The following is a 22,565-nucleotide window of genomic DNA, read 5'->3' as shown; positions in this document are numbered from 1 at the left end:
ACCCCGCCGACGTCAGTCGAGACGGGAGACCTGGCAGTGGCTGACGTACCAGCCGTCCGCCGTGCGCTTCACCACGACACCGAGATGGACGCCGAGCGTGGGTCGGTCGATGAACGAGAAGTCGACGCTCAGGTAGCCGAGCACGAGGTCGTCGGCGAGCCGCCTGGTCTCGCGGATCCGGTACGCGGCCGTCATCCCCGCGGGCTGGGAGGCGTAGTAGTCGACGACGCCCTGCCGTCCGACGCTGTAGGGGCGCAGCCCCTGGAAGATCGCGTCCTCGGTGAAACGCGCGGCGACGTGCTGCGGTTCGTGCGCGTCGACGGCCGCTCTCCACCGGTCGAGGACGCCCCGCAGGATCGCCTCGCGCCCGGTTGCCGGGCGGGGCGTGCCGCGGGGTGTCGGGTAGGACGGTGGGTCCGCGGGGCGTGGGCGCGTCCTCAGCGCCCGGCACTCCGCCCGCCGTCGACGTGCAGGATCTCCCCGGTGACGAACGGGGCGTTCTCGAGGTAGACGACCGCTCCGACGACGTCGTCGACCTCGCCCACCCGGCCGAGCGGGTGCGACGCGGCAAGGGCCCGGTAGGCCTCCGCCGGATGCATCGGGGTGCGGATGACGCCGAGCGCGACGGTGTTGACCCGGATGCCGCGGGCCGCGTACTCGATCGCCAGCTCCCTGGTGACCGCGTTGAGGCCGCCCTTGGTCAACGACGCGAGCGCCGAGGGTTCCTTCGAGTCGGCGTGGTCGACCAGGCTGGTGGAGATGTTCACCAGGTGGCCGCTCCCCCGGGAGAGCATGGCTGCGACGGCGCTGCGCGAGACCTCGAAGAAGCCGCGCAGGTTCACGCCGGTCACGGTGTCGTAGTCCTCGTCGGTGTAGTCGGTGAACGGCTTGGCGACGAACACCCCGGCGTTGTTGATCAGCGTGTCGACCCGGCCGAACCTCGTCAGAGCCGCGCCGACGACACGGTCGCCGACGCCCGGCTCGGCTATGTCGCCGGGCACGGTGAGTACTTCGGGATCCGCGGACTCGCCGATCGAGCGGGACGTGGCCACCACCGCGTAGCCGAGCTCGCGGTAGGCGGTGACCAGGCCCGCGCCGATGCCTTGGGAGGCACCGGTGATGACGGCGACCTTCTGCGTACTGCTCATGGTCGGACATCGCTTTCTTCCGTCTCCCGCCGCTTCGCGCGACGCGGATCGCTCGGGATGGCATCCGACCGCGCCGCCGGTCCTGGCGGCGAGGGCCGGTCGCGCGCCCTTCAGCCGCCGGCCGCGGCGGGCACACCGGTGGTCGAGTGGAGTCGGCTGACCTCCAGGACCGCGGCTGCGAAGGCCGCCGGGGCCTCCTGCGGGAGGTTGTGGCCGGCGTGGGGGATCACGTGGTGGACGCGTGGTCCGGTGAAGTGTGCCGCGGACGCGGTCCCGTCGGTCCACGGCAGGCTCCCGTCGGCCTTGCCGTCGAGCGTGACGGCGGGGACGGTGATGGGAGGCTGTTTCAGCAGACGCTCCTCGAGCTCGTCGTAGCGCGGGTCGCCGGGGGCCGCGAGGCGCCGGACGCGGTAGCAGTTCAGCACGACGGCGACGTAGTCCGGGTTGTCGAAGAGAGCGGCCGCACGGTCGAGGTCGGCTTCGGTGTACCGCCATTCGGGCGAGTTCCGCGTCCAGACGACGCGGGCGAGCTCCTTGGTGTACTTCGCCAGCCCGGCCGCGCCGCGCTGGGTGAGGAAGTAGTAGTAGTACCAGTGCGCGGCCTCGACCTGCGGAGGGTCCGTCGGCAGGTCGATGACCGCGGGGTCGAGGTCCTGGATCAGGTAGCTGTTCACCGAGACGAGTCCGGTGCAGCGCTCGGGCCACAGCGCGGCGGCGACACACAGACCGCGGCCGCCCCAGTCGTATCCGCCGAAGACGGCACGTCGGATGTTCAGGGCGTCCATGAAGGCGATGACGTCCGAGCCCAGGGCGGCCTGCTGACCGGACCGAACGGTGTCCTCGGCGAGGAACCGCGTGGGCCCGTGGCCGCGGAGGTAGGGGACGTAGCAGCGGAAGCCCTTGCGGACCAGTTCGGGGACGACCTCCTGGTAGGCGTCGGGACTGTAGGGCCAGCCGTGGCAGAGGATGACGGGGTGGCCGTTGGCCGGGCCGACCGCGTGGTAGGCGAGGTCGAGCAGGTCCGTGCGGACGTGGCGGACCGGCCCGAGCCCGACGATCGGCCATGAGGTACCGGTCGGAGCGGGCTCCGCCCCGCCCGCCGTGGAGTCGGCGGAGGCCGCCGAGAGGCCGCCCACGGAAAACGACGCCGCGCCCACCGTGAGCACTTTGGAAAAGGTCCGCCTGTCGACCACTTCGAATCCCTCCTGCGGAAGTGCGACCTCAAGCGCGGAGAACATGCGCGAGGAACTACGGCCCGTCGGGATCGTGCGTACCGGTCGCGCCGGACCGGCAAGTGAATGCTAGGAGCAACGAATCCGGTCCGCCACGCAGGGCCCGCGCCCGGTGACGCAGGGTGTCGACCCGGCGGCGTCGCGTCGGTGTCCCCTGTCCCCGCGGGCCCTTCCGGCTCCTCCACGCGTGGTCACGCGTCGGCGGGGCGCCGACCGACGGTCACGGTGTCGCGAACGACCGGGCCCCGCTCTGGCCGCCACCCGGGCGGCCACCGGCTCGGGGCTTCCGGATGAACCACCCGGTTGGATCTTGTTCCGGGGCGGCCGGTCACCGTAGCGTGCGTCGGGGTGCCCGGGGTGGGTGTCCGGGTGCGCGACCGCGGTCGCCGGAGAGCGGGGTGTGGGATGGCCAGAGCGATGTTGAAGGGGCTGGAGGTCGAGTACCGGACGACGGGTCGTCGGGCCGACCCGACGCTGTTGCTGATCGCCGGACTGGGATCGCAACTGACCTTCTGGGAGGACGAGTTCTGCGAGCTGCTGGCCGATCACGGGCTGTGGGTGGTGCGTTACGACAATCGCGACACCGGCTTGACCAGAACCGTCGATGAGGTGGTCCAGCAATCGCCGTACGGGCTGGATGAGTTGGCGGATGATGCGGCAGGCCTGCTGGACGCGCTCGGGGTGACCGCCGCGCACGTGGCCGGGTTCTCGATGGGTGGGATGATCGCCCAGCGGCTGACCATCGACCACCCCGCCCGGGTCCTGAGCCTCTGCTCGATCAGCTCGCTGCCCGGCGACGGGGTGAGCGGCCAGGCCCGGCCGGGGGTGATCAGCACGCTCTTCCCGCCGGTCGAGCCGGGGCGGGAGAGCGCGGTCGAGGCCGGGATGCTCTTCTGGGGCGCGGTCGCCTCGCCGGACTATCCGACCGACCCGGTGCTGCGGCGCGCGCAGGTGGCGGCCGCCGTCGACCGCGCCCACCGGCCGGACGGTCTGCTGCGTCAGCTGCTCGCGCTGCGCAACGCCACCGACCGGACGGCGGCGCTGGGCGCGGTCACCGTGCCGACCCTGGTGGTGCACGGCGAGGCCGACCCGCTGATCGAGGTGAGCGGTGGCCGGGCCACCGCGGCGGCCGTCCCCGGTGCCCGGCTGTGGTCGGCGCCGGGGATGGGCCACGAGCTGCCGCGTCAGCTGTGGCCCGCGCTGGTCGCCGAGATCGTCGCCAATGCGGGGATTTGACGCTCTGTCCGCCATGCCGGTCAACTCCCGCAACGAAGTGGCGCGTTGGCGAACTCGGCCATTCCGGCGGCGAACGGGACGGCCGGGCGCCAGCCCAGCTCCGTGCGCAGCCGGGCCGAGTCGGCGGTGATGTGCCGGACGTCGCCGAGCCGGTACTCGCCGGTCACCACCGGTGCCGGGCCGCCGGAGCCGGCCGCCAGCGCCTCGGCCATCTCGCCGACCGTGTGCACGCTGCCGCTGCCGGTGTTGTAGACCCGGACGCTGCCGGCCGGGCGCCCGCCGACCGCGGTGAGCGCCAGCTCGTTGGCCGCCGCCACGTCGTCGACGTGCACGAAGTCGCGGCGCTGGCGGCCGTCCTCGAAGACCCGGGGCGGGCGGCCGGCGGCCAGCGCCGAGCGGAACAGCGCGGCGACCCCCGCGTACGGCGTGTCGCGCGGCATCCGTGGCCCGTACACGTTGTGGTAGCGCAGCGCGACGAGCCGTCCGCCGGTCGCGCGGGCCCAGGCGGCGGCCAGCTGCTCCTGGGCGAGCTTGGTCACCGCGTAGACGTTGCGCGGGTCGGTCGGGGCGTCCTCGCCGACCAGGCCGGGCGTCAGCGGCGCGCCGCAGCGTGGGCAGGGCGGCTCGAAGCGGCCGGCGGCCAGCTCCGCCGGGTCGCGCGGGCCCGGGGACACCCGGCCGTGCGCCGCGCAGTCGTACCGGCCCTCGCCGTACACCACCATCGAGCCGGCCAGTACCAGCGCGCCCACCCCGGCCCGGGCCATCGCCGCCAGCAGCACGGCGGTACCCAGTTCGTTGCAGCTCACGTAGTCGGGCGCGTCGTCCAGGTCCAGGCCGAGGCCGACCATCGCGGCCTGGTGGCAGACCGCGTCCACCCCGTGCAGCGCCCGCTCGACGGTGGCGCGGTCGCGGACGTCCCCCTCGACGAACTCCACCTCGCCCGGTAGCACCACCCCCGCCCGCCCCTCGGGGTGGACGGCTGGCAGCAGGGCGTCCAGCACCCGCACCTGGTGTCCGGCTCGCACCAGGCGGGTGGCGATGGCCGAGCCGATGAATCCGGCACCGCCGGTGAGCAGAATGTCCATGCCCTCGACGCTAGCCGCCGCGGACCAGGCTGGGCCGGCTCGGCGACGGTCCGTCAGCGGACGGTAAGAACCTCAAGCGGCTCGCAGAAGAAGCAAGATTCACTCGAACGGGTGAGGCATCGCTCGGGCGTGATGACTCCGTGTCCGTTTTCCCTACCGTGTCCTCGGCAGATCGACAACACGAACCCAGGGGCGGGGAGTCATGGGCATGGACGGCACGGACAGACCAGCAGCAGCCCGGGCGGCCCGGACGGACGGCCTGACCCGCCGTCGCCTGCTCGCCGGCTCCGCCGCGCTGGGCGGGGCCGGCTGGCTGCTGCGCGGCCTGATCGGTCCGGACTCGGCCGAGGCGGCCACCCCGGTGCCGCCCGCGTTCCCGGCCGGAATCGACCTCTACCAACGGGTCTTCGAGAACTGGGCCGGTGAGATCCGCACCGACCAGCTCTGGACCTGTGCCCCGCGTACCCCCGACGACGTGGTCACCCTGGCCAACTGGGCGCGCGCGCAGGGCTGGCGGCTGCGCGCGCAGGGCCTCCGGCACACCTGGGCGCCGCTCGCCGTCGCCGACGGTACCCCGGCCTCGACCGCCGTGCTGCTGCTGGACACCACCCAGCACCTCACCGCGCTGAGCGACGCCACCGCGCCGGGCGGCCTGCCCGCGGTCCGCGCCCAGGCCGGTGCCGCCATGGACCAGCTGCTCGACTTCCTGGCCGCCCGCGGCCTCGGCTGGACCGCCTGCCCCGCCCCCGGCGACGTCACGGTCGGCGGCGTGCTGGCGATCGGCGGCCACGGCACCGCCGTCCCGGCCACCGGCGAGCAGCCGCCGCCGGGCCACGCGTACGGCTCGGTCAGCAACCTGGTCACCAGCCTGACCGCGGTGGTCTGGGACGCCCCGGCCGGCCGCTACACGCTGCGCACCTTCGACCGCGCCGAGGCGGACAGTGCCGCGTTCCTGGTCCACCTCGGCCGGGCCTTCGTCACCGAGGCCGTGCTCCGCGCCGGCCCGGACCAGAAGCTGCGCTGCCTGAGCCGGCTCGACATCCCGGCCGGCGAGCTGTTCGCCCCGCCCGGGGCAGGCGGTGGATCCCGTCGGTTCGCCGACTTCCTCGACCAGGACGGCCGCCTCGAGGCGATCTGGTTCGCCTACACCGAGTACCCGTGGCTGAAGAGCTGGAGCGTGGCCCCGCAGCGCCCGTTCTCCTCGCTGGAGGTCGAGCAACCCTACAACTACCCCTTCTCCGACAGCATCCCGCACCCGGTGGCCGAGCTGGCCGGCCAACTGGTCAGCGGATCCTGGGCATTGGCCCCGGTCTTCGGTCAACTCCAGTACCTGGTGGCCCAGCTGGGCCTGACCGGTGACCTCACCTCGGTGCTGCTCTCCGGCGGGCTACTGCGCGACCTGCTGAGTCTGGACGTGGTCACCCACCTGCTGGCCGGCGGCCTGCGCTCGGACCTCTGGGGCGCCTCGCGCAACCTGCTGCACTACGTTCGCCCGACCACGCTGCGGATGACCGCCAACGGCTACGCCGTGCTGGCCCGCCGGGCCGACGTCCAGTGGGTGGTCAGCCAGCTGGCGGCCGGCTACCAGAACCTGCTCGGGCAGTACCAGACGCGCGGCCAGTTCCCGGTGAACGGCGCGGTGGAGATCCGGGTGACCGGCCTGGACGATCCGGCCGCCTGTGGCGTCCCCGGAGCCCAACCGGCCCTGCTCTCGCCGGTCCGGCCACGGGCCGACCACCCCGAGTGGGACACCGCCGTCTGGTTCGACGTGCTCACCCTGCCCGGCACCCCCGGCCTGCACGCCTTCGGCCGCGACCTGGAACGGTTCCTGCTGGCCACCTTCGACGGCAGCCGGGCCGGACTGCGGGCCGAGTGGTCCAAGGGCTGGGCCTACACCGCCGACGCGACCTGGGCCGACCCGGACGTGATCGGCCGGGTGATCCCGGCGAGCTACCGGGCCGGCGGCGGACCCGGCTGGGACGAGGCGGTCGCCGTGCTGGACCGCTACGACCCGCACCGGATCTTCGGCTCGCCGTTGCTGGACACCCTGCTGCGCTGACCCGGCTCCGTCCCATCGCTCTCGCCAGGGCGGGCGGAACGGGGGAGAGTGAGGGAAAGGCATCCGGCCGGCGTGCCCACCCGGGCGGCGACGCGGGCCGGGCCACCCCGGGAGGAGCCTGCCGTGTCCGAGCAGAGCGCCGTGTCCGAGCGGAGCGCACCGTGGCGCCGCGCCGGCCCGTCCTGGCCGCCGGCGGCGTCCGGCTCGGGCCGGCTGATCACCGGGGCGTACGCGCTGTTGGTGCTGGCCGTGGCGATCGACCTGCTGACCGGACCGGGCAGCACCACCTCCCCGGTGCTGGCCGCCGTCCCGGTGCTGGCCGGCGCGCGGACCCGGAACGTCCGGGTGCCGCTGCTGGCCGGCGCGCTGGCCACCATCGGGGTCGGCCTGCTGGCGCTGGCCAACCCCGACGTCGCGCTCCCCGTGCACGTCGCCGCGCTGGTCGCGGTCGTCGCCGTCACGTTGGCCAGCGTCGCCAACGTGGTGGTGGTCGGCGCCCGGGAGCGCGAGCTGTTCCAGGTCCGGACCGTCGCCGAGGCGGCCCAACGCGCCCTGCTACGCCCTCCGCCGGACCGGCTGGGCCCGCTGCGGATCGCCGTCCGGTACGCGGCGGCCGCCGCCGAGGCGCGGATCGGCGGTGACCTCTACTCGGTGCTGGACACCCCGTACGGCGCCCGGATCCTGCTCGGCGACGTCCAGGGCAAGGGCCTGACGGCCGTGGAGACCGCGGCCGACGTGCTCGGGGTCTTCCGCGAGGCGGCCCGCAGCGAGCCCGACCTGGCCGCCGTCGCCGAGCGGCTGGACTCCGCGCTGGCCCGCCGGCCGGCCAACGAGCGCTTCGTGACCGCCGTGCTGCTCAACCTGCCGACCGGGTCGGGGCCCGGCGCGCTGGTCAACTGCGGCCACCCGCCGCCGCTGCTGCGCCGGGTGCACCGGGTCGAGGAACTGGCACCGCCGGAACCCGCCCCACCGCTGGCGCTGCGCGCTCTCACCGGCGGGCACTACCAAGCCCGCCCGGTCGAGCTGAACCCCGGCGACCTGCTGCTGCTCTACACCGACGGGATCTCCGAGGCCCGGGACGCCGCCGGCCGGTTCTACCCGCTGGCCGCCCGGCTCGCCGCCGCGCCGCAGCGCGAGGCCGATGCGCTGCTGGACCACCTGCTGGCCGACGTGGCGGCCTACGCCCCGGGCGGGCTGACCGACGACGCCGCGCTGCTCGCGGTGAGCCGGCCGGGCTGAGCCGCCGTGCCGCCGGCGGACCCCATGCGGGTCCCGCGCCGGCCTGCGGCGACAATGTCCGCCATGACTGCCCACAGCGAGAAGCACCCCGACGATCCGGCCGAGGCCGTCGGTACCCCTCCCGCCCCCGGCAACGGCGCGCACGACCTCGCCGAGCTGCTGCGCCACCGGTTGGACCGGATCGAGCGGCTGCTGGCCCCCGAGCCGGCCGCCACCGACGGCGAGCCGCCGGTGCCCGCCTGGCGGGCGGAGACCAAGGGCGAGCAGCGCTGGGCGGTGACCGCGGCGATCCTGTGCGCCATCGGACTGCAGTTCTTCCTGCCTGAGCGGCTCACCATCCACCCGCACTGGATACTGCCGGCGCTGGAGGGCGGGCTGCTGGTCGCGCTGGTCGTGCTGAACCCGCACCCCCGGATCGACCACGGCACCCGCCAGCTGCGGGCGCTCAGCCTGACCCTGGTCGCGGCGATCAGCCTGGCCAACGGGTGGTCGGCGGTGCGGCTGGTGCACGATCTGGTGAAGGGCGTCGGCGGCTCCGACGCGGTCGCCCTGCTGAGCACCGGCGGCGCGATCTGGGCCACCAACGTGATCGCCTTCGCGCTCTGGTACTGGGAGTGGGACCGCGGCGGTCCGGCCGCCCGGGCCCGCGGCACGCACGACTACCCCGACTTCCTCTTCCCACAGATGCAGCAGCCGGACCTCGCCCCGGCCAACTGGGAACCGGGCTTCCCGGACTACCTCTATGTCGCGTTCACCAACGCGACCGCCTTCAGCCCGACCGACACCATGCCGCTCTCCCGCTGGGCCAAGCTGCTCATGCTGCTGCAGTCGGTGGTCTCGCTGCTGACCGTGGTGCTGGTGGTCGCCCGGGCGGTCAACATCCTGCAGTGACCGTCTCTCCCAGGGTTGGACGGAACATCGGGGGGTAGGTGACGGAAGCGGCACGGATAACCGTGCCGGGCTGCCCTCGCCTGAAGCAGCCGGGCGGGCGGTATCCCCTTCCCGGGGCCGTGGTCCAGCGTTCTGACCGGCCCGCGGGAGGTGTCCCGCCTTGCCAGGAGATGACCACCGTGTCCGTCCAGGCTGCCGTCACACCCACAGAGGCCGTCACCGACGCCCTCGCCGACCTGCCGCCGCGCCCCTCGCGCGAGCGGATGCGCGCGATGGGGAAGGCCGAGGCCCGCGAGCTGGGTGACGCGCTCTTCCGCCGGCTCGCCGAACTGCCCCCGGAGTGCGCCGCGCACAGCTACGTCCGCGGCACCCTCATCGAGTTGAACATGCCGCTGGTGCGCTTCGTGGCGGCCCGGTTCCGGCACCGCTCGGAGGACCGTGAGGACATCGTGCAGATCGGCACGGTCGGGCTGATCAAGGCGGTGGACGGCTACGACCCCAGCCGTGGCGTCGAGTTCGTCACCTACGCGATCCCGACCATCTCGGGCGAGATCAAGCGGTACTTCCGCGACACCTCGTGGCCGGTCCGAGTGCCGCGCAGCGTTCAGGAGTTGTACCTCGCGGTGGTCCACGGCGCGGACCGGCTGGAGCAGGAGCTGGGCCACGCCCCGCTGGCCGCCGAGATAGCGGCCGAACTCGGCCTGGAACTCGACGAGGTGACGGAAGGCCAGCAGGCCGCGCGGATCTGCCGGACCGAGTCGTTGGACGCGCTGCGCGCGGACGACGACCCGGCCGGCGGTTCGCTGCTGGACCGGATCGGCGAGGACGACGGGCAGTTGGCGCTGGTCGAGTTCCGTGAGGCGGTCCGGCCGCTGCTCGCCGAACTGCCCGAGCGCGAACAGACCGTCCTGCTGCTGCGCTTCTGGGGCGACCGCACGCAGAGCCAGATCGCCGAGCGGATCGGGGTCTCCCAGATGCACGTCTCGCGGCTGCTCTCGGCCACCCTGACCCGCTTGCGCGAACAGCTGGAGGACCGCGCCGCGGACCGCTGACCGCACGGGGCGGTACCGGCCGGGGCGGTACCGGCAGGGTCGGGCCGTCGCCGGCCGGGCCCGTGCTGGCCCACCACCGGCGGGCGGCCTAGGCTGGAGCCCCCGGTCCGTCCACGGGCCCGCACGGAAGGCGGCGGCTGGCGATGACCGCTGAGCCGACCGGCACCGAGCCGCCGGAAGCCACCATCGACCGCATGCGGTCCGAGATCACCGGCCTGCGGCAGGCCATGCGGACCCGGGCCGTGATCGAGCAGGCCAAGGGACTGCTCGTGGCGCGGCTGCGATGCACGCCCGAACAGGCCTTCGACTGGCTGGTGCGACGTTCGCAGGACAGCAACCGCAAGCTGGTCGACCTCGCCGCCGAACTGCTCGGCCGGGCCGCGCCGCCGACCGGCGCGGACGACGCCGGCGCCCCGGTGGCCGCCCGCGTACCCGCCCCGCCGCCCGTCCCGCCCAGCGCGCCGCGCCGACCCGCTCCGGCCGCGCTCACCACGGAGCTGGCCCGCAAGTACCACCTGGCGGCCGCGGCCCTCGGCGCGGCCCGGACTCCCGACGAGTTGGCCCGCGCGCTGCACGAGGTCGGACTGGCCCCGCTGGCCGCCGGCGCGGTGGCGCTCGCGGTGCTGGAGCCGGACGGCGCGCTGCGCCTGGTCGGCAGCCACGGGGTGCCGACCCACCAGCTCAGCCAGTGGCAGCGGATCCCGCCGCACACCGCGGTGCCCAGCGTGCGGGCGGCCCGCAGCGGCTCCCCGGTCTGGGCGGAGCAGGCGGCGGACCCCGAGCACGCGACCTCCACGGTGCCCGGCCGGTCCGTCTGCGCGCTGCCGCTGGAGATCGGCGGTCGCACCATCGGCTCGCTGGCCGTCGGCTGGCCGGAGCAGCGCGGTCCGGACCGGGCGACCACCCGCTACCTCGCGGCGCTCGCCCGGCTCTGCGCGGGAGAGCTGCCCCGGGTGCTGCCGGACCGGGCCGGGGAGAGCCCGGGCGAGCCGTGGTTCCGCGCCGTGCTGGACGCCCTGCTCGACCCGGTGCTGATCCTGGAGAGCGTCCGAGCGCTCGACGGCGGGCCGGTGGACCTGCGGGTGCGACACGCCAACGCGGCCACCGTCGACCTGGCCGGCCGCACCGCCGCCGACCTGGTGGGCGGCCGGTTCACCGAGCTGTACCCGGGCCTGGTGGCGGCCGGTGTGCTGGCTCGACTGCTGGCCGTGGTCACCGGCGGCGAGCCCTACCAGGAGCAGGTGGAGCCGTTCGTGGAGCTGGTCGGGGGCGCGCCGCGGGCCGCCAGCCTGACCCTGCGGGCCACCCCGTTCCTGGACGGCGTGCTGGTCAGTTGGCGCGCGCACGACGAACTGGCCCGGCGGAAGACCCAGCTGGAGCAGGCTCAGCGGCTGGCCGGGCTCGGCACCTGGCACTGGCAGTCGGGCTCGACCGACATCGTCTGCTCCGCCGAGTGCTGCCGGCTGTTCGGCCGGGAGGCCGTCGGAGCCGTCGGTGTCGTCGAGACCGTCGGAGTCGTCGACGCCGCAGACACCGTCGACCGGCTGCCGGTGGCCGCCGTCGAGGCGGCCGTCCTCCCCGCCGACCTGCCGGCCGTCCACGGGTCGACCGCGCGACTGCTGGCCGGTGAGTCGCCCGCCACGCTGGAGTTCCGGATCCGCCGCCCGGACGACTCGGTCCGCGCGCTACGGGTGATGGCCGAGGCGGTCGGCGCCGGTGAGCGGGCGGTGGTGTCGGTCCGCGGCGTGGTGCAGGACGTCACCGCCTGGCGGCGGACCGAGCGCGCGCTCAGCTCCACCCGGGTCCAGCTGGCCGAGCAGCGCCGGCAGACCGTGGTCGAGCACCGCACGGTGCGGTCGTTGCAGCACGCGCTGCTGGACGCCCCGCGCGGCCCGGCCGTCGCCGGCCTCGAGGTCGCCGCCCGTTACCTGCCCGCCGAGCGGGAGGCCCACGTCGGCGGCGACTGGTACGACGTGCTGACGCTCCCCGACGGCAGCGTGCTGATCGTGGTCGGCGACGTCTCCGGCCATGGCCTGCCCGCCGCCGCCGGCATGGCGCAGCTGCGCTACGCGTTGCGCGGCCTCGCCTTCACCGGGGTCGGCCCGGAGGTGTTGCTGGGGCGGCTCAACCGGATGCTCTTCCACCAGGGCAGCGACTACATCGCCACCGTGGTCTGTGGCCGGCTCGACCCGGCGACCCGGGTGTTCGGCTGGGCCCGGGCCGGGCACCCGCCGCCGGTGCTGCTGCGCGCGGGCGCCGCCCGGCTGCCCGAGGTCCCCGCCGGCATCGTGCTCGGCGCCGTGCCGAACACCCGGTACACCCGCGCGGAGCTGCCGCTGACGCCCGGTGAGGCGGTGCTGCTGTACACCGACGGTCTGGTCGAGCGGCCCGGCGAGGATCCCGACTCCGGACTGGACCGGCTGCTGCGCGCCGCCGAGGAGTACCGGGCGTCCGGCCTGGAGGGCTGCCTGGATCACGTGCTGCGCAGGTTGGGGGCGCCCAATCCGCGGGACGACACCTGCCTGCTGGGCTTCCGTCTCGGGTGATTGGGAGGAATGAACGGTTGACCGGCGTGGTGGCGGCCGGGTAGAAAGTCGGCTCCGGCATGTTTGCGTCAGCCCCGACCGGGCAGACGCCGCGCTGGTAACCAGCCGAGGAGCGTCCACATGCACATGGACGACATCGTGCAGCAGTCGACCGGCCCCGCGCTGACCGCGACGGTCCGGCCGTGGGCCCGTGGCGTGGTGATCGCACCGATGGGCGAGCTCGACGACGACACGGCCGGAATCCTGGCCGCCGTCCTGGAGGAGGCGCTGGAAGCCCCCGAACCCTGGCTGCTGGTCGACTGCGGCCGGCTGGCGTTCTGCGACTCCACCGGCCTCAGCCTGCTGCTCCGGGCCCGGCTCGCCGCCGAGCGGGCCGGAGGCCGGCTCGACCTGGCGGCGCCCGGGCCGACGCTTCGCCGCCTGCTGTCGCTCACCGGCACCACGGAACTCTTCTCGATCCACCGCACCCCAGCCGACGCGCGGTCGGCCGGAACCCCGGGCCCCGGGGCAAGGAGACGTGATGAACCACTGGGACCGTCTGACCACCCGGCTCCGGTTCGCCCTGCGCAGCCGGCTGTGGACGCTGCTGCGCGGTAGCCGGCTCACCGAGGCGGTGCTGCTCGGGCTGCTGTCGCTGGCGGTACTGGCCGCCGGGCTCAGCCTGGCCCCGGCCCCGCTGTTCTGGCTCTTCGGAGTGGTCTGGGGGGTCGGTCTCGCCCTGCTCTGCGTCGCCGCCGGCCCCCGCGGGACCCCGGTGACCGGATCCTCCGACGGCGAGTCCTAGGACCGTCCGGCGACCCGTCGGCGGGCGCACGGTAGCCGCCCCCGGCCGTCTGTCGAGGCCGCGCCGGGCGTGCCACAGTGGGAGGGACGGGACACCGGGGCGGCCGTGTCCCGTGCCGATCCGTCCACGGTGAGGAGCGGCGGATGAGCGAGCCGGCGGAGCGGTGGCGGGCGGGGACGGCGAGACCGGACGGGCTGGACGAGGCGGCGCTGCGGCGGTTGCTCGCGGGGCTGACCGCGGTGCGTGACGGCGACTTCTCGATCCGGCTGGCCGCCGGTGCGGACGGCCTGTTGAGCGAGATCGCCGGCGTCTTCAACGGGATGGTGGACCAGCTGTCGCTGATCGCCGCCGAGGTGACCCGGGTCTCCCGGGAGGTCGGCGGCGAGGGCCGGCTCGGCGGGCAGGCCCGGGTGCCGGGCGCGAGCGGTGTCTGGGCGGAGCTGACCAGTGGCGTCAACGCGATGGCCGGCAATCTGACCGACCAGGTGCGCAACATCGCGCAGGTGACCACCGCGGTGGCCCGGGGCGACCTCTCGCAGAAGATCGACGTGGACGCGCGCGGCGAGATCCTGGAGCTGAAGAACACCGTCAACACGATGGTCGACCAGCTGGGCGCGTTCGCCGGCGAGGTGACCCGGGTGGCCCGTGAGGTGGGCACCGACGGCCGGCTCGGCGGTCAGGCCCAGGTGCCCGGGGTGGGCGGCACCTGGCGCGATCTCACCGACTCGGTCAACTTCATGGCCGGCAACCTCACCGCGCAGGTCCGCTCGATCGCCCAGGTGGCGACCGCCGTCGCGCTCGGTGACCTGTCGCAGAAGATCCGGGTGGACGCCCGGGGCGAGATCCGCGAGCTGAAGGAGACCATCAACACGATGGTCGACCAGCTGAGCGCGTTCGCCGCCGAGGTGACCCGGGTGGCCCGTGAGGTGGGCAGCGAGGGCCGGCTGGGCGGCCAGGCGACCGTCCGCGGTGTCTCGGGCACCTGGAAGGACCTCACCGAGAACGTCAACTTCATGGCGGACAACCTGACCGGCCAGGTGCGCAACATCGCCCAGGTGACCACCGCGGTGGCCCGCGGCGACCTGACGCGCAAGATCGACGTGGACGCCCGCGGCGAGATCCTGGAACTCAAGACCACCATCAACACCATGGTCGACCAGCTGAGCGCGTTCGCCGCCGAGGTGACCCGGGTGGCCCGTGAGGTGGGCAGCGAGGGCCGGCTGGGCGGCCAGGCCGAGGTCGGGGGCGTCTCCGGCACCTGGAAGCGGCTCACCGAGAACGTCAACGAGCTGGCCGGCAACCTCACCCGCCAGGTCCGCGCGATCGCCGAGGTGACCGGCGCCGTCGCCGAGGGCGACCTCACCCGCTCGATCACCGTGCAGGCGCCCGGCGAGCTCGGCGAGCTCAAGGACAACATCAACTCGATGGTCGAGTCGCTGCGGCAGACCACCCGGGCGAACCAGGAACAGGACTGGCTCAAGACCAACCTCGCCCGGTTCTCCGAACTGGTCCAGGGCCGGCGGGAGCTGGCCGCCGTGGCCGAGCTGGTGATGGCCGAGCTGGCCCCGCTGGTGGCGGCCCAGTACGGCGCGTTCTACCTCGCCCAGGAGGGTCCGGACGGCACCGAGCTGGTCGCCATCGGCAGCTACGGCTCGCCGGACGACCCTGCCGCCGGGCCGCGCCGGTTCCGACTCGGCCAGTCCCTGGTCGGTCAGGCCGCGCGCGGCCGGCGCACCATCCTGGTCGAGCAGGTGCCGGCCGGCTACGCCACCATCGCCTCCGGCGCCGGCGCCACCGACCCCAGCGCCCTGATCCTGCTGCCGGTGCTGATGGAGGACCAGCTGCTGGGCGTCGTCGAACTCGCCGCGGTGCGCCCGTTCACCGCGATCCACCGCGACTTCCTGGAGCGGCTCACCGCCACCATCGGGGTCCACGTCAGCTCACTGCTCGCCAACGCCCGCACCGACGAGCTGCTGGAGGAGTCGCAGCGGCTGACCGGCGAACTGCGCGCCCGCTCACGTGAACTGCAGGCCAGGCAGGAGGAACTGCAGTCCTCCAACGCCGAGTTGGAGGAGAAGGCGAAACTGTTGGCCGAGCGCAACCGGGACATCGAGGCGAAGAACCTGGAGATCGAGCATGCCCGCCAGGAGTTGGAGGCCCGGGCCCAGCAACTCTCGCTCACCTCGATGTACAAGTCCGAGTTCCTCGCCAACATGAGCCACGAGCTGCGCACCCCGCTCAACAGCCTGCTCATCCTGGCCCAGTTGCTGGCGCAGAACCCGACCCACAACCTGACGCCCAAACAGGTCGAGTACGCCGGCGTGATCCACTCGGCCGGCTCCGACCTGCTCCAGCTGATCAACGACATCCTGGACCTGTCCAAGGTCGAGGCGGGCAAGATGGACGTCAGCCCCGAGCGCTTCCCGCTGCACGAGCTGCTGGAGTACGTCGAGTTGACGTTCCGTCCGCTCACCGGGCAGAAGAGCCTGGAGTTCCGGGTCGGCACCGCGCCCGACGTGCCGTCCGAACTGGTCACCGACGAGGCCCGGTTGCGTCAGGTGCTGCGCAACCTGCTGTCCAACGCGGTGAAGTTCACCGAGGTCGGCCGGGTGGAGCTGCTGGTCGAGCGGGCCACCGCAGGCGAACTGCCGCCGCAGCTGGGGGAGTCGGCCGACGTGCTGGCCTTCCGGATCACCGACAGCGGCATCGGCATCGCGGACGAACACCTGGAGACCATCTTCGGCGCCTTCCGGCAGGCCGACGGAACCACCAACCGACGCTACGGCGGCACCGGCCTCGGCCTCTCGATCAGCCGCGAGATCGCCAGGCTGCTCGGCGGCGCCATCGTCGCCCGCAGCCGGGTCGGCGAGGGGAGCTGCTTCACCCTCTACCTGCCCGCCGGCGAGCCGCCCGCCCGTCCCGGCGTCCCCGCCCAGCTGCCGGCACCCGCCGCCGGCCGGGTGGTCGAGCCGGACCGCACGCTGGCCGGCCGGGTGGTGCTGGTGGTCGACGACGACGCGCGCAACGCCTTCGCGCTGGCCGGCGCGCTGGAACAGCACGGCCTGCGGGTGCTGCACGCCGACAACGGCCAGGCCTGCCTGGACTTGCTGCGGGCCCGCGAGGACGTGGAACTCGTCCTGATGGACCTGATGATGCCCGAGCTCGACGGCTACGCCGCCACCACGGCGATCCGCGCGATGCCGCAGTACAGCACGCTGCCGATCATCGCGCTGACCGCGAAGGCGATGCCCGGCGACCACGCCAAGAGCCTGTCGGCCGGCGCCGACGACCACATCACCAAGCCGGTCGACACCGGCGACCTGCTCGGCCGGATCCGACACTTCCTGGCGCGTTAGCCGCCCGGGCGGCCGGGCAGACGCCCGCGTGGACCGAGGAGGCCGAGATGGAACACGACCGCGACATCCTGCAGGAGCTGACCGCGGACCACGACGACATCCGGGTGCTGTTCAGCCGGATCATCGGCCTGCGAATCGGCGACCCGCGGCGCAAGGCGCTGGTGGACGAGGTGACCGGCGGGCTCGTCCGGCACGCGATCGCCGAGGAGTCCTGCCTCTACCCGCTGGTCCGCCAACTGCCCGACGGCGAGGTGGTGGCCGGCCAGGAGCTGAGGGACCACGCCGTCGTCGAGACGCTGCTGCGCCATCTGCAGTGGCGCACCGCCACCACCGCGGGCTTCGACCGGCTGGTGGCCCAGCTGGTGGAGCTGGTCACCGGCCACCTGGGCCACGAGGAGGCGCGGATCTTCCCCGCCCTGCGCGCCGTGATCCCCGGGTCCGAGCTGCGCCGGCTCGGCGAGCAGGTGCGCGAGGTGAAGCGGCACGCCCGCACCAGCCCGCGCCCGAGCGCGTCCGAGTCCATCCCACCCGACAACCTGCTGCCGCCCGAGCGCGGCCCGGTGGCGCGGCTGCACGACCTCCTCGTGTCCCACCGGAGCACCCGGTGAGCGCCGAGGAGCAAGCCCGCCGCCTGCTGCGCGAGCACGGCCGGACCTTCGCCGCGGAGGCCGGTGTCACCCTGCGTGACACGCCCGCCCCGCTCTACCAGCTGCTGGTGCTGGCCATGCTCTGCTCCACCCGGATCAAGGCGGGGATCGCCGTGGCCGCCGCCCGCGAGCTCTTCCGGGCCGGGCTGCGCACCCCGCGCGCGATGGCGGACGCCGAGTGGCAGGACGTCGTGGACGCGCTCGGCCGGGCCCACTACCGCCGCTACGACGAGAGCAGCGCGACCGCCCTGCACGCCGGTGCCGAGCTGGTGCTGGAGCGCTGGCACGGCGACCTGCGGCGGCTGCGGGCCGAGGCCCGCGGCGAGACCTCCGGGATCCACCGACTGCTCCAGGAGGTGCCGCGGATCGGCCCGGTCGGCGCGGACATCTTCTGCCGCGAGGCCCAGGCGGTCTGGCCCGGGCTGTACCCGTTCTTCGACCGCGCGGCGCGCGAACAGGCCGCCGCCGAGGGCCTGCCGAAGAGCGCCGAGGAACTCGGCCGGCTGGTCCGGCCCGCCGACGCCGCCCGACTCGCCGCGGCCCTGGTCCGGGTCCGTCTGGGCGCGGACGACTCCTCGAGGGAGGCCGCATGACCGGCGTCCGGCCCCTGACGGCCCGGCGCCTCGCGGCGGGACCGGGCAGGATGGTGGCGGGGCACCGGATGGTGGGGGACCGGATGGCGAAGAACCGGGCAGCATGTTCGGAGGCGCTGTGAACCGCGAGGAGCCGTGATGGCAGAGGACGGCGTGGGAACGACCGGGGTCGGCGAGGGCCGGCTCAGCGTGGCGGTGCGCGGAGCACCGGGCAGCCGGGTGTTGGTGCTGCGCGGCGAACTCGACCACGACACGGCGGGCGTGTTGCGCGAGGCGCTGGACGGCTGCCTGGCCGCCGCCCCGGCGCGGATCCTGCTCGACTTCGCGGACCTGCGGTTCTGCGACTCCACCGGCTTGAACGTGCTGCTGCGGGCCCGGCTCGCGGCCCGGGAGTCCGGCCGGGAGGTGGAGCTGTGCGGGCTCGGCCCGCAGGTGGCCCGGCTCTTCGAGATCACCGGCGCCGGCGGGGTCTTCCAGGTTCATCCGAGCGTGGCGCAGGCGCTGTCGTCGGACGGCTGACCGGATGGGTGGCATGGCGATGAGTGGCGAGCGCGGGTCGATGTCCCGACCCTTCGGCGACCGCGGATCGTCGGACGGCGCGCCGACCGAGCGCTCCCGCCGGCTGCCGCTGCCCGGCCCGGTGGCCGGCACGGTCGGGCGGTGCCGTGACTTCGCCTGGAAGGCGCTGGTCGACTGGGACTGGCTGCCGGCCTTCGACAGCCGGCGGCAGACCGTGGCCGACGACGTGCTGTTGGTGGTCTCCGAGCTGGTGGCCAACGCCTGCCAGCACGCGGGCGGGCCGAGCGAGCTGGTCCTGCACTGCGACGCCGAGCGGCTACGGGTCGAGGTGGCCGACCCCAGCCCGCTCCCGCCGGTGCCGCGCCCACCGGGCGATCCGGTCGGCCCCGGCGGGCACGGGCTGCGCGTGGTGGCACTGCTGGCCCGTGACTGGGGGGTGCTGTCGGTCGACGACGGCAAGCGGGTCTGGGCGGAGATCGCGGCGCCGGACCCGCGCTGATGCCCCGGCCCGTTCCGTGCGGGCCCGGCCGGTCACCGTTTCGCTCCCGGAGCAGTCACAGGATCCGGATGATGATCAGACTGCTGTCGTCGTCGGTGTCGCCGGAGGCCTGGGAGAGCAGCCGGTCGGCCTGCTCGTCGAGTTCCGCCGAGGCCAGCCGTTCGGCCCTCGCCCGCAGGTCGGCCAGCGAGCGGTTGAGGTCGTCGTGCCGGCGCTCGATCAGGCCGTCGGTGTAGAGCACCAGGGTGTCGTCGGCGCGCAGCTCGGTGCTGCTCTCCTGGTACTGCGCCGAGGGCAGCGCGCCGAGCAGGACGTTGCGTTCGGGTTCCAGGAACTCGGCTCGGCCGTCCCGGATCAGCAGCGGGGGCAGATGGCCGGCGCTGGACCAGGTCAGCAGGCGGGACTTCGGGTCGTAGCGGGCGCAGACGCCAGTAGCGGTGGGGTGGCCGACGGTGCCCAGGGTGAGTTCGTTGAGCCACTGCAACAGCCGGCCCGGGCGCTGCCCGGTGAGTGCCAGGCCGCGCAGCGCGTTGCGCAGGGCGACCATGCCGGTGGCCGCTTCGATGCCGTGCCCGGCGACGTCGCCCACCGCGACCATCACCCGGCCGTCGGACAGCGGCAGCACGTCGTACCAGTCCCCGCCCACCCGGTACTCCTGGGCGGCCGGACGGTAACGGGCGGCGACCTGCAGGCCGGGCAGCTTCCGCAGGTCGGGTACCTCGGGCACGATCGCCCGCTGGAGCTGCAGGGCCAGCCGGTGCCGGACCGCGGCCTGCTCCCGGACGGTGGTGAGCTGGTCGAAGGTGGCGGCCAGCGCGAGCTCGGTGTGGTACTGGGCGGAGACGTCCTGGAAGATCCCGGTGATGCCGGTCAGCGTGCCGTGGGTGAGCAACGGCTCGGCGACGACCCGGACGTGCCGCTGGCCACCCTCCGCCCGGGGGGTGCGGACCACCAGTTTGAACGCCTCCCGCCGGGTGGTGAGCACCTGCAGCGCGGCCCTGAACCCGGCGGCGTCCACCGGATCGAGCAGCGCGTGCAGCCGGGCGAGCGGGAGCGGGACGGCGGTCGGCGGCAGACCGAAGAAAGCGAAGGACTGTTCGCTCCAGCGGGCCGTCCCGGTGGTGAGGTCGTCCTCGAACGCGCCGATGTTGCCCAGGCCGCCGGCGATCCGCAGCACCGAGAAGCTGTGGTCCAGGCTGCCGGAGTGCCAGAGCACCACGGTGTGTGCCGGGTCAACCGGCAGCACCCGGACGTTGACCAGCGCGCCGGGTTCACCGGGATGGGTCTCGGCGGGTAGCCGGGCGGCCCGCTGCGGGGCACCGGAGGCCTGGGCGCGGCGGATCAGCTCGGCGATCCCGGCGGACGAGTGGGGCAGGAACCGCGCCAGTGGCCGGGTGACGGACGGCTCCGCCGCGGTGCCGATCCGGCGGGCCGCAGCGTTGGCGTGTTCCACCCGCAGGCTCGGCTCCTGCTCCAGCTGTCTGACGATCAGAGCGGGTTGGGCGAGCAGGTCGAGCAGGGCGGCGATCACCGGTCGGTCGCTGGGACGGGCCGGGGCCATCCGGTCAGTGTGCGGCTGGACGGCCAGCAGCCGAGCGGCGACCTCGGTCAGCCCGGCCAGCCGATCACGAACCGGCTCCGGCAGTTCGGTGGCGGCGGGCCAGACGGCCAACGCGACGCCGACCGGTCTGCCCGCGTGCCACAGCGGCAGGACGGCCCGGGCGGCGTCCACGGCCGGCCCGGGCAGCCGCTCGGGGCCCGGCGGTCCGGCGGGCAGCCAGAGCGGCGCGCCCTCCAGGACGGCCCGGCGCAGCGGATTGGGCCACTGCGGCGGCAGCCACTGCCAGTGCGTGCGCTCCAGGACGCTGAAGCCGGTGCCGCCGACCAGCTCCAGGCGGTCCGCGTCGGTCAGCCGCCAAAGCAGCAGCCCGCACACGCCGAGCGGGCGCAGCAGCTCGTCCAGCAGGGTGGCGGCGACCTCGTCCAGGCTCTCCCGGGCGGCGGCCGTCTCGGCGGCACGGCGCAGCGGGCGGGCCCGTGCCAGCTCCTCCGGGGCCGCCGCCGGGTCTTCCGGGCCCACCGGCGGGATCGTGCCGGTGGGCTGGTTGAGCAGGTCGGCGGCGAGGTCGGCGGGCCGCTGCCCGATGGACTCGGCGAGCGAGACCAGATGGCTGGTGGCCTCGGTCGGCTCGATGCCCAGCCGGGCGACCAGTACCCCGGCGGCGAGGTCCAGCAGATGGCACTCGGCGCGTTGCCGGCGCAGCTCGGCGACCTCGGCGGCCAGCTCCGAGGTGGCACCCGCCGACGGCCTGGGCTCGGGCCCGGACTCCGGCTTGGGCTCGGACGGTTCGACTTCTGCCATGTCCACTCCGTGGCGCATGCTCCCGCGGCGATTTTACCGGTGTTCGTCCGGAGGGGGACCCGGGTAGGCGCGAAGTATGGACGACATGGATCCCGACGACCTCCCGGAGCTGTGCGACAAGTGCGGGACGGTGATCACCGAGGACGACGAGCTCTACGCCCTGGTGCCCGACTCCTCGGCGCTGCACGAGGACGATCCCCGGCTGGACGGCAAGCGGGTGCTGACCGCGTGCTCGATCGACCACCTGGGAGATCTGGTGGAGGAGTACCGTCGCCGCCCCTACCTCGACGAGGAGCAGTGGGCCGGCAAGGTCTGCCGGGTCCTGGAGGAGCAGGACGGCGAGGTGAGCCTGGAATCGCTCGCGCTGGCCACCGGTCTCTCCGAGCAGCAGGTCGACCGCGGGGTGGCCTGGCACAACGCCCGTGCCCGCGCCTGGCAGGAGCGCTACGGCGACGGCTGTCCGGATGACCGGGAGGAGCACGCGTGAGCACCACGAGGGAAGGGGTCGCCTGGCGGTCCCCGCTGCCACGGCCCGTGGACGCTGATCGAGGCGGGCGCGGTGGACGGGCGGACGCTCACCTCCCGGCCGAGCCTGCGGACCGACCTGGTCAATGCCGGAGCGTCCTGGGTGGACCGCGAGGTCGAGGTCTGCGAGAACGGTCCGAACGTGCTGATCTCCAGCCGCCGGCCGGCCCATTGCCCGCCTTCGACCGCGCGCTCGTCGAGCGGTTCGCCCACCGAGCCGCCCACACCGGGTGACCGCACGAGCACAGGCCGACGCCCCGGCCCGGTTCGGTATCGGGTCAGGCACAGGGCACTGGTCGGTCAGCCGGTACCGAGCCGGCGGCGCAGCTCGTCCGGGAAGTCCTGGTAACTGGCCACGACGTCGTCCAGGTCGACCCACTTCGGGAGGTCCTGGGCGTCCTGCCGGTCGACCAGGAAGCCCGCCGTCTGCTCGACGGCCCGCCGCTCCTTGTCGGCGCCGATGCCCAGCTCGTCCAGGACGGCCGGATCGGCCCGGAACCAGGACGCGGCATCCCGGCCGCCCGCTGTCAGCCGGACCAGGTACTCGTGGTCGCCGACCGGCTCGACGCTGATGCGTTCCATGCCCGGCCGTTGCCCGATGGGGCGAGGCCTCAAACCCGCGGGAGCCCGGCCACCGACGGCGAGCGGCCGGTGCCCCCCCGGGGGGGAACCCGCCCCCCCCGGGGGTCCCTCTAAAGAGGGTTGTGTTGCGTCTTGTTCTGATTCCGACAACTCCTTCCTTTTCTTTTTGGGGTTTTTGTGGGTTTCGCCGGTTCCCACCCCGTGTGCTTT

Annotated in this window: 21 protein-coding genes; 15 read left to right on the top strand and 6 right to left on the bottom strand. The window is 74.1% G+C overall.

Translation table 11 applies throughout. The annotated features are described in order from the left end of the window. Window positions 1-12: 12 nt before the first annotated feature. From ACZ38L_RS27640 to ACZ38L_RS27630, 3 genes are all read right to left on the bottom strand, one after another. A complete protein-coding gene (locus ACZ38L_RS27640) occupies window positions 13-357 on the bottom strand; it encodes a nuclear transport factor 2 family protein (protein WP_465698283.1) in 345 nt (114 codons plus the stop codon). A gap of 80 nt (window positions 358-437) precedes the next feature. Further along, window positions 438-1,148: an SDR family NAD(P)-dependent oxidoreductase gene (locus ACZ38L_RS27635; protein WP_465698240.1), complete on the bottom strand. Its 711-nt coding sequence runs from the start codon at window positions 1,146-1,148 to the stop codon at window positions 438-440. A gap of 110 nt (window positions 1,149-1,258) precedes the next feature. Further along, window positions 1,259-2,314, bottom strand: coding sequence for an alpha/beta fold hydrolase (locus ACZ38L_RS27630; protein WP_465698238.1), 1,056 nt, complete (start codon window positions 2,312-2,314; stop codon window positions 1,259-1,261). Between the two features lie 483 nt (window positions 2,315-2,797). On the opposite strand from ACZ38L_RS27630, the gene ACZ38L_RS27625 reads away from it, so the two are divergent. Continuing rightward, complete coding sequence (locus ACZ38L_RS27625) at window positions 2,798-3,616, top strand: alpha/beta fold hydrolase (RefSeq protein ID WP_465698236.1); 819 nt, start codon at window positions 2,798-2,800, stop codon at window positions 3,614-3,616. 20 nt (window positions 3,617-3,636) lie between these two features. On the opposite strand, the gene ACZ38L_RS27620 is transcribed toward ACZ38L_RS27625, so the two are convergent. Further along, entirely contained in the window at window positions 3,637-4,701 is a 1,065-nt protein-coding gene (locus tag ACZ38L_RS27620) for an NAD-dependent epimerase/dehydratase family protein (RefSeq protein WP_465698234.1), read from the bottom strand. 208 nt (window positions 4,702-4,909) lie between these two features. On the opposite strand from ACZ38L_RS27620, the gene ACZ38L_RS27615 reads away from it, so the two are divergent. From ACZ38L_RS27615 to ACZ38L_RS27560, 12 genes are all read left to right on the top strand, one after another. Next, a complete protein-coding gene (locus ACZ38L_RS27615; RefSeq protein ID WP_465698232.1) occupies window positions 4,910-6,760 on the top strand; it encodes a cholesterol oxidase substrate-binding domain-containing protein in 1,851 nt (616 codons plus the stop codon). A gap of 123 nt (window positions 6,761-6,883) precedes the next feature. Then, window positions 6,884-7,999 carry a PP2C family protein-serine/threonine phosphatase gene (locus ACZ38L_RS27610; protein ID WP_465698230.1) on the top strand — a complete coding sequence of 372 codons (1,116 nt, stop codon included), beginning with the start codon at window positions 6,884-6,886 and terminating at the stop codon, window positions 7,997-7,999. Window positions 8,000-8,062: 63 nt separating this feature from the next. Continuing rightward, complete coding sequence (locus tag ACZ38L_RS27605; RefSeq protein ID WP_465698228.1) at window positions 8,063-8,890, top strand: hypothetical protein; 828 nt, start codon at window positions 8,063-8,065, stop codon at window positions 8,888-8,890. 170 nt (window positions 8,891-9,060) lie between these two features. Then, window positions 9,061-9,942 (top strand): SigB/SigF/SigG family RNA polymerase sigma factor, encoded by an 882-nt coding sequence (locus ACZ38L_RS27600; RefSeq protein WP_465698226.1) that lies wholly within the window; start codon window positions 9,061-9,063, stop codon window positions 9,940-9,942. 143 nt (window positions 9,943-10,085) lie between these two features. Then, a complete protein-coding gene (locus ACZ38L_RS27595) occupies window positions 10,086-12,488 on the top strand; it encodes a SpoIIE family protein phosphatase (protein WP_465698224.1) in 2,403 nt (800 codons plus the stop codon). Between the two features lie 120 nt (window positions 12,489-12,608). Then, a complete protein-coding gene (locus ACZ38L_RS27590) occupies window positions 12,609-13,085 on the top strand; it encodes an STAS domain-containing protein (protein ID WP_465698222.1) in 477 nt (158 codons plus the stop codon). Further along, the gene (locus tag ACZ38L_RS27585) at window positions 13,009-13,272 is read left to right on the top strand and encodes a hypothetical protein (RefSeq protein ID WP_465698220.1); all 264 of its coding nucleotides are present in this window, start codon (window positions 13,009-13,011) and stop codon (window positions 13,270-13,272) included. Before ACZ38L_RS27590 ends, ACZ38L_RS27585 begins: the two co-directional genes overlap by 77 nt. Before the next feature lie 143 nt (window positions 13,273-13,415). Beyond that, window positions 13,416-16,628 carry a HAMP domain-containing protein gene (locus tag ACZ38L_RS27580; protein WP_465698218.1) on the top strand — a complete coding sequence of 1,071 codons (3,213 nt, stop codon included), beginning with the start codon at window positions 13,416-13,418 and terminating at the stop codon, window positions 16,626-16,628. Between the two features lie 47 nt (window positions 16,629-16,675). After that, window positions 16,676-17,236 carry a hemerythrin domain-containing protein gene (locus tag ACZ38L_RS27575; RefSeq protein WP_465698216.1) on the top strand — a complete coding sequence of 187 codons (561 nt, stop codon included), beginning with the start codon at window positions 16,676-16,678 and terminating at the stop codon, window positions 17,234-17,236. Then, window positions 17,233-17,868, top strand: a complete 636-nt coding sequence (locus ACZ38L_RS27570; RefSeq protein WP_465698214.1) for an HhH-GDP family DNA glycosylase — start codon at window positions 17,233-17,235, stop codon at window positions 17,866-17,868. Before ACZ38L_RS27575 ends, ACZ38L_RS27570 begins: the two co-directional genes overlap by 4 nt. A 138-nt stretch (window positions 17,869-18,006) precedes the next feature. Then, complete coding sequence (locus tag ACZ38L_RS27565) at window positions 18,007-18,387, top strand: STAS domain-containing protein (protein WP_465698212.1); 381 nt, start codon at window positions 18,007-18,009, stop codon at window positions 18,385-18,387. A 40-nt stretch (window positions 18,388-18,427) separates the two neighbouring features. Further along, a complete protein-coding gene (locus ACZ38L_RS27560) occupies window positions 18,428-18,886 on the top strand; it encodes an ATP-binding protein (RefSeq protein WP_465698210.1) in 459 nt (152 codons plus the stop codon). Window positions 18,887-18,941: 55 nt separating this feature from the next. On the opposite strand, the gene ACZ38L_RS27555 is transcribed toward ACZ38L_RS27560, so the two are convergent. After that, window positions 18,942-21,248 carry a SpoIIE family protein phosphatase gene (locus ACZ38L_RS27555; RefSeq protein WP_465698208.1) on the bottom strand — a complete coding sequence of 769 codons (2,307 nt, stop codon included), beginning with the start codon at window positions 21,246-21,248 and terminating at the stop codon, window positions 18,942-18,944. 76 nt (window positions 21,249-21,324) lie between these two features. Between ACZ38L_RS27555 and ACZ38L_RS27550 the strand changes: the two genes are divergently transcribed. Next, complete coding sequence (locus tag ACZ38L_RS27550; RefSeq protein ID WP_465698206.1) at window positions 21,325-21,735, top strand: hypothetical protein; 411 nt, start codon at window positions 21,325-21,327, stop codon at window positions 21,733-21,735. 72 nt (window positions 21,736-21,807) lie between these two features. After that, on the top strand, window positions 21,808-22,122 hold the full coding sequence (locus ACZ38L_RS27545; protein WP_465698204.1) for a hypothetical protein: 315 nt from the start codon (window positions 21,808-21,810) through the stop codon (window positions 22,120-22,122). Here the strand turns inward: ACZ38L_RS27545 and ACZ38L_RS27540 are convergent. Next, the gene (locus ACZ38L_RS27540) at window positions 22,074-22,355 is read right to left on the bottom strand and encodes a hypothetical protein (RefSeq protein WP_396559178.1); all 282 of its coding nucleotides are present in this window, start codon (window positions 22,353-22,355) and stop codon (window positions 22,074-22,076) included. The genes ACZ38L_RS27545 and ACZ38L_RS27540 overlap by 49 nt on opposite strands. Between the last annotated feature and the right edge of the window lie 210 nt (window positions 22,356-22,565).

It is taken from the genome of Kitasatospora sp. NPDC024654 (assembly GCF_055559155.1).
The sequence above is the reverse complement of the archived record's forward strand: the minus strand, read 5'-3'. Positions and strand labels throughout refer to the sequence as shown.

Bases quoted from the DNA above. Each gene is read 5' to 3' on its own strand.
- ACZ38L_RS27635 (WP_465698240.1), bottom strand. From the start codon at position 1,148: ATGAGCAGTACGCAGAAGGTCGCCGTCATCACCGGTGCCTCCCAAGGC.
- ACZ38L_RS27625 (WP_465698236.1), top strand. From the start codon at position 2,798: ATGTTGAAGGGGCTGGAGGTCGAGTACCGGACGACGGGTCGTCGGGCC.
- ACZ38L_RS27620 (WP_465698234.1), bottom strand. From the start codon at position 4,701: ATGGACATTCTGCTCACCGGCGGTGCCGGATTCATCGGCTCGGCCATC.
- ACZ38L_RS27615 (WP_465698232.1), top strand. From the start codon at position 4,910: ATGGACGGCACGGACAGACCAGCAGCAGCCCGGGCGGCCCGGACGGAC.
- ACZ38L_RS27605 (WP_465698228.1), top strand. From the start codon at position 8,063: ATGACTGCCCACAGCGAGAAGCACCCCGACGATCCGGCCGAGGCCGTC.
- ACZ38L_RS27600 (WP_465698226.1), top strand. From the start codon at position 9,061: ATGACCACCGTGTCCGTCCAGGCTGCCGTCACACCCACAGAGGCCGTC.
- ACZ38L_RS27595 (WP_465698224.1), top strand. From the start codon at position 10,086: ATGACCGCTGAGCCGACCGGCACCGAGCCGCCGGAAGCCACCATCGAC.
- ACZ38L_RS27590 (WP_465698222.1), top strand. From the start codon at position 12,609: ATGCACATGGACGACATCGTGCAGCAGTCGACCGGCCCCGCGCTGACC.
- ACZ38L_RS27585 (WP_465698220.1), top strand. From the start codon at position 13,009: ATGAACCACTGGGACCGTCTGACCACCCGGCTCCGGTTCGCCCTGCGC.
- ACZ38L_RS27580 (WP_465698218.1), top strand. From the start codon at position 13,416: ATGAGCGAGCCGGCGGAGCGGTGGCGGGCGGGGACGGCGAGACCGGAC.
- ACZ38L_RS27575 (WP_465698216.1), top strand. From the start codon at position 16,676: ATGGAACACGACCGCGACATCCTGCAGGAGCTGACCGCGGACCACGAC.
- ACZ38L_RS27565 (WP_465698212.1), top strand. From the start codon at position 18,007: ATGGCAGAGGACGGCGTGGGAACGACCGGGGTCGGCGAGGGCCGGCTC.
- ACZ38L_RS27560 (WP_465698210.1), top strand. From the start codon at position 18,428: ATGTCCCGACCCTTCGGCGACCGCGGATCGTCGGACGGCGCGCCGACC.
- ACZ38L_RS27555 (WP_465698208.1), bottom strand. From the start codon at position 21,248: ATGGCAGAAGTCGAACCGTCCGAGCCCAAGCCGGAGTCCGGGCCCGAG.
- ACZ38L_RS27550 (WP_465698206.1), top strand. From the start codon at position 21,325: ATGGACGACATGGATCCCGACGACCTCCCGGAGCTGTGCGACAAGTGC.
- ACZ38L_RS27540 (WP_396559178.1), bottom strand. From the start codon at position 22,355: ATGGAACGCATCAGCGTCGAGCCGGTCGGCGACCACGAGTACCTGGTC.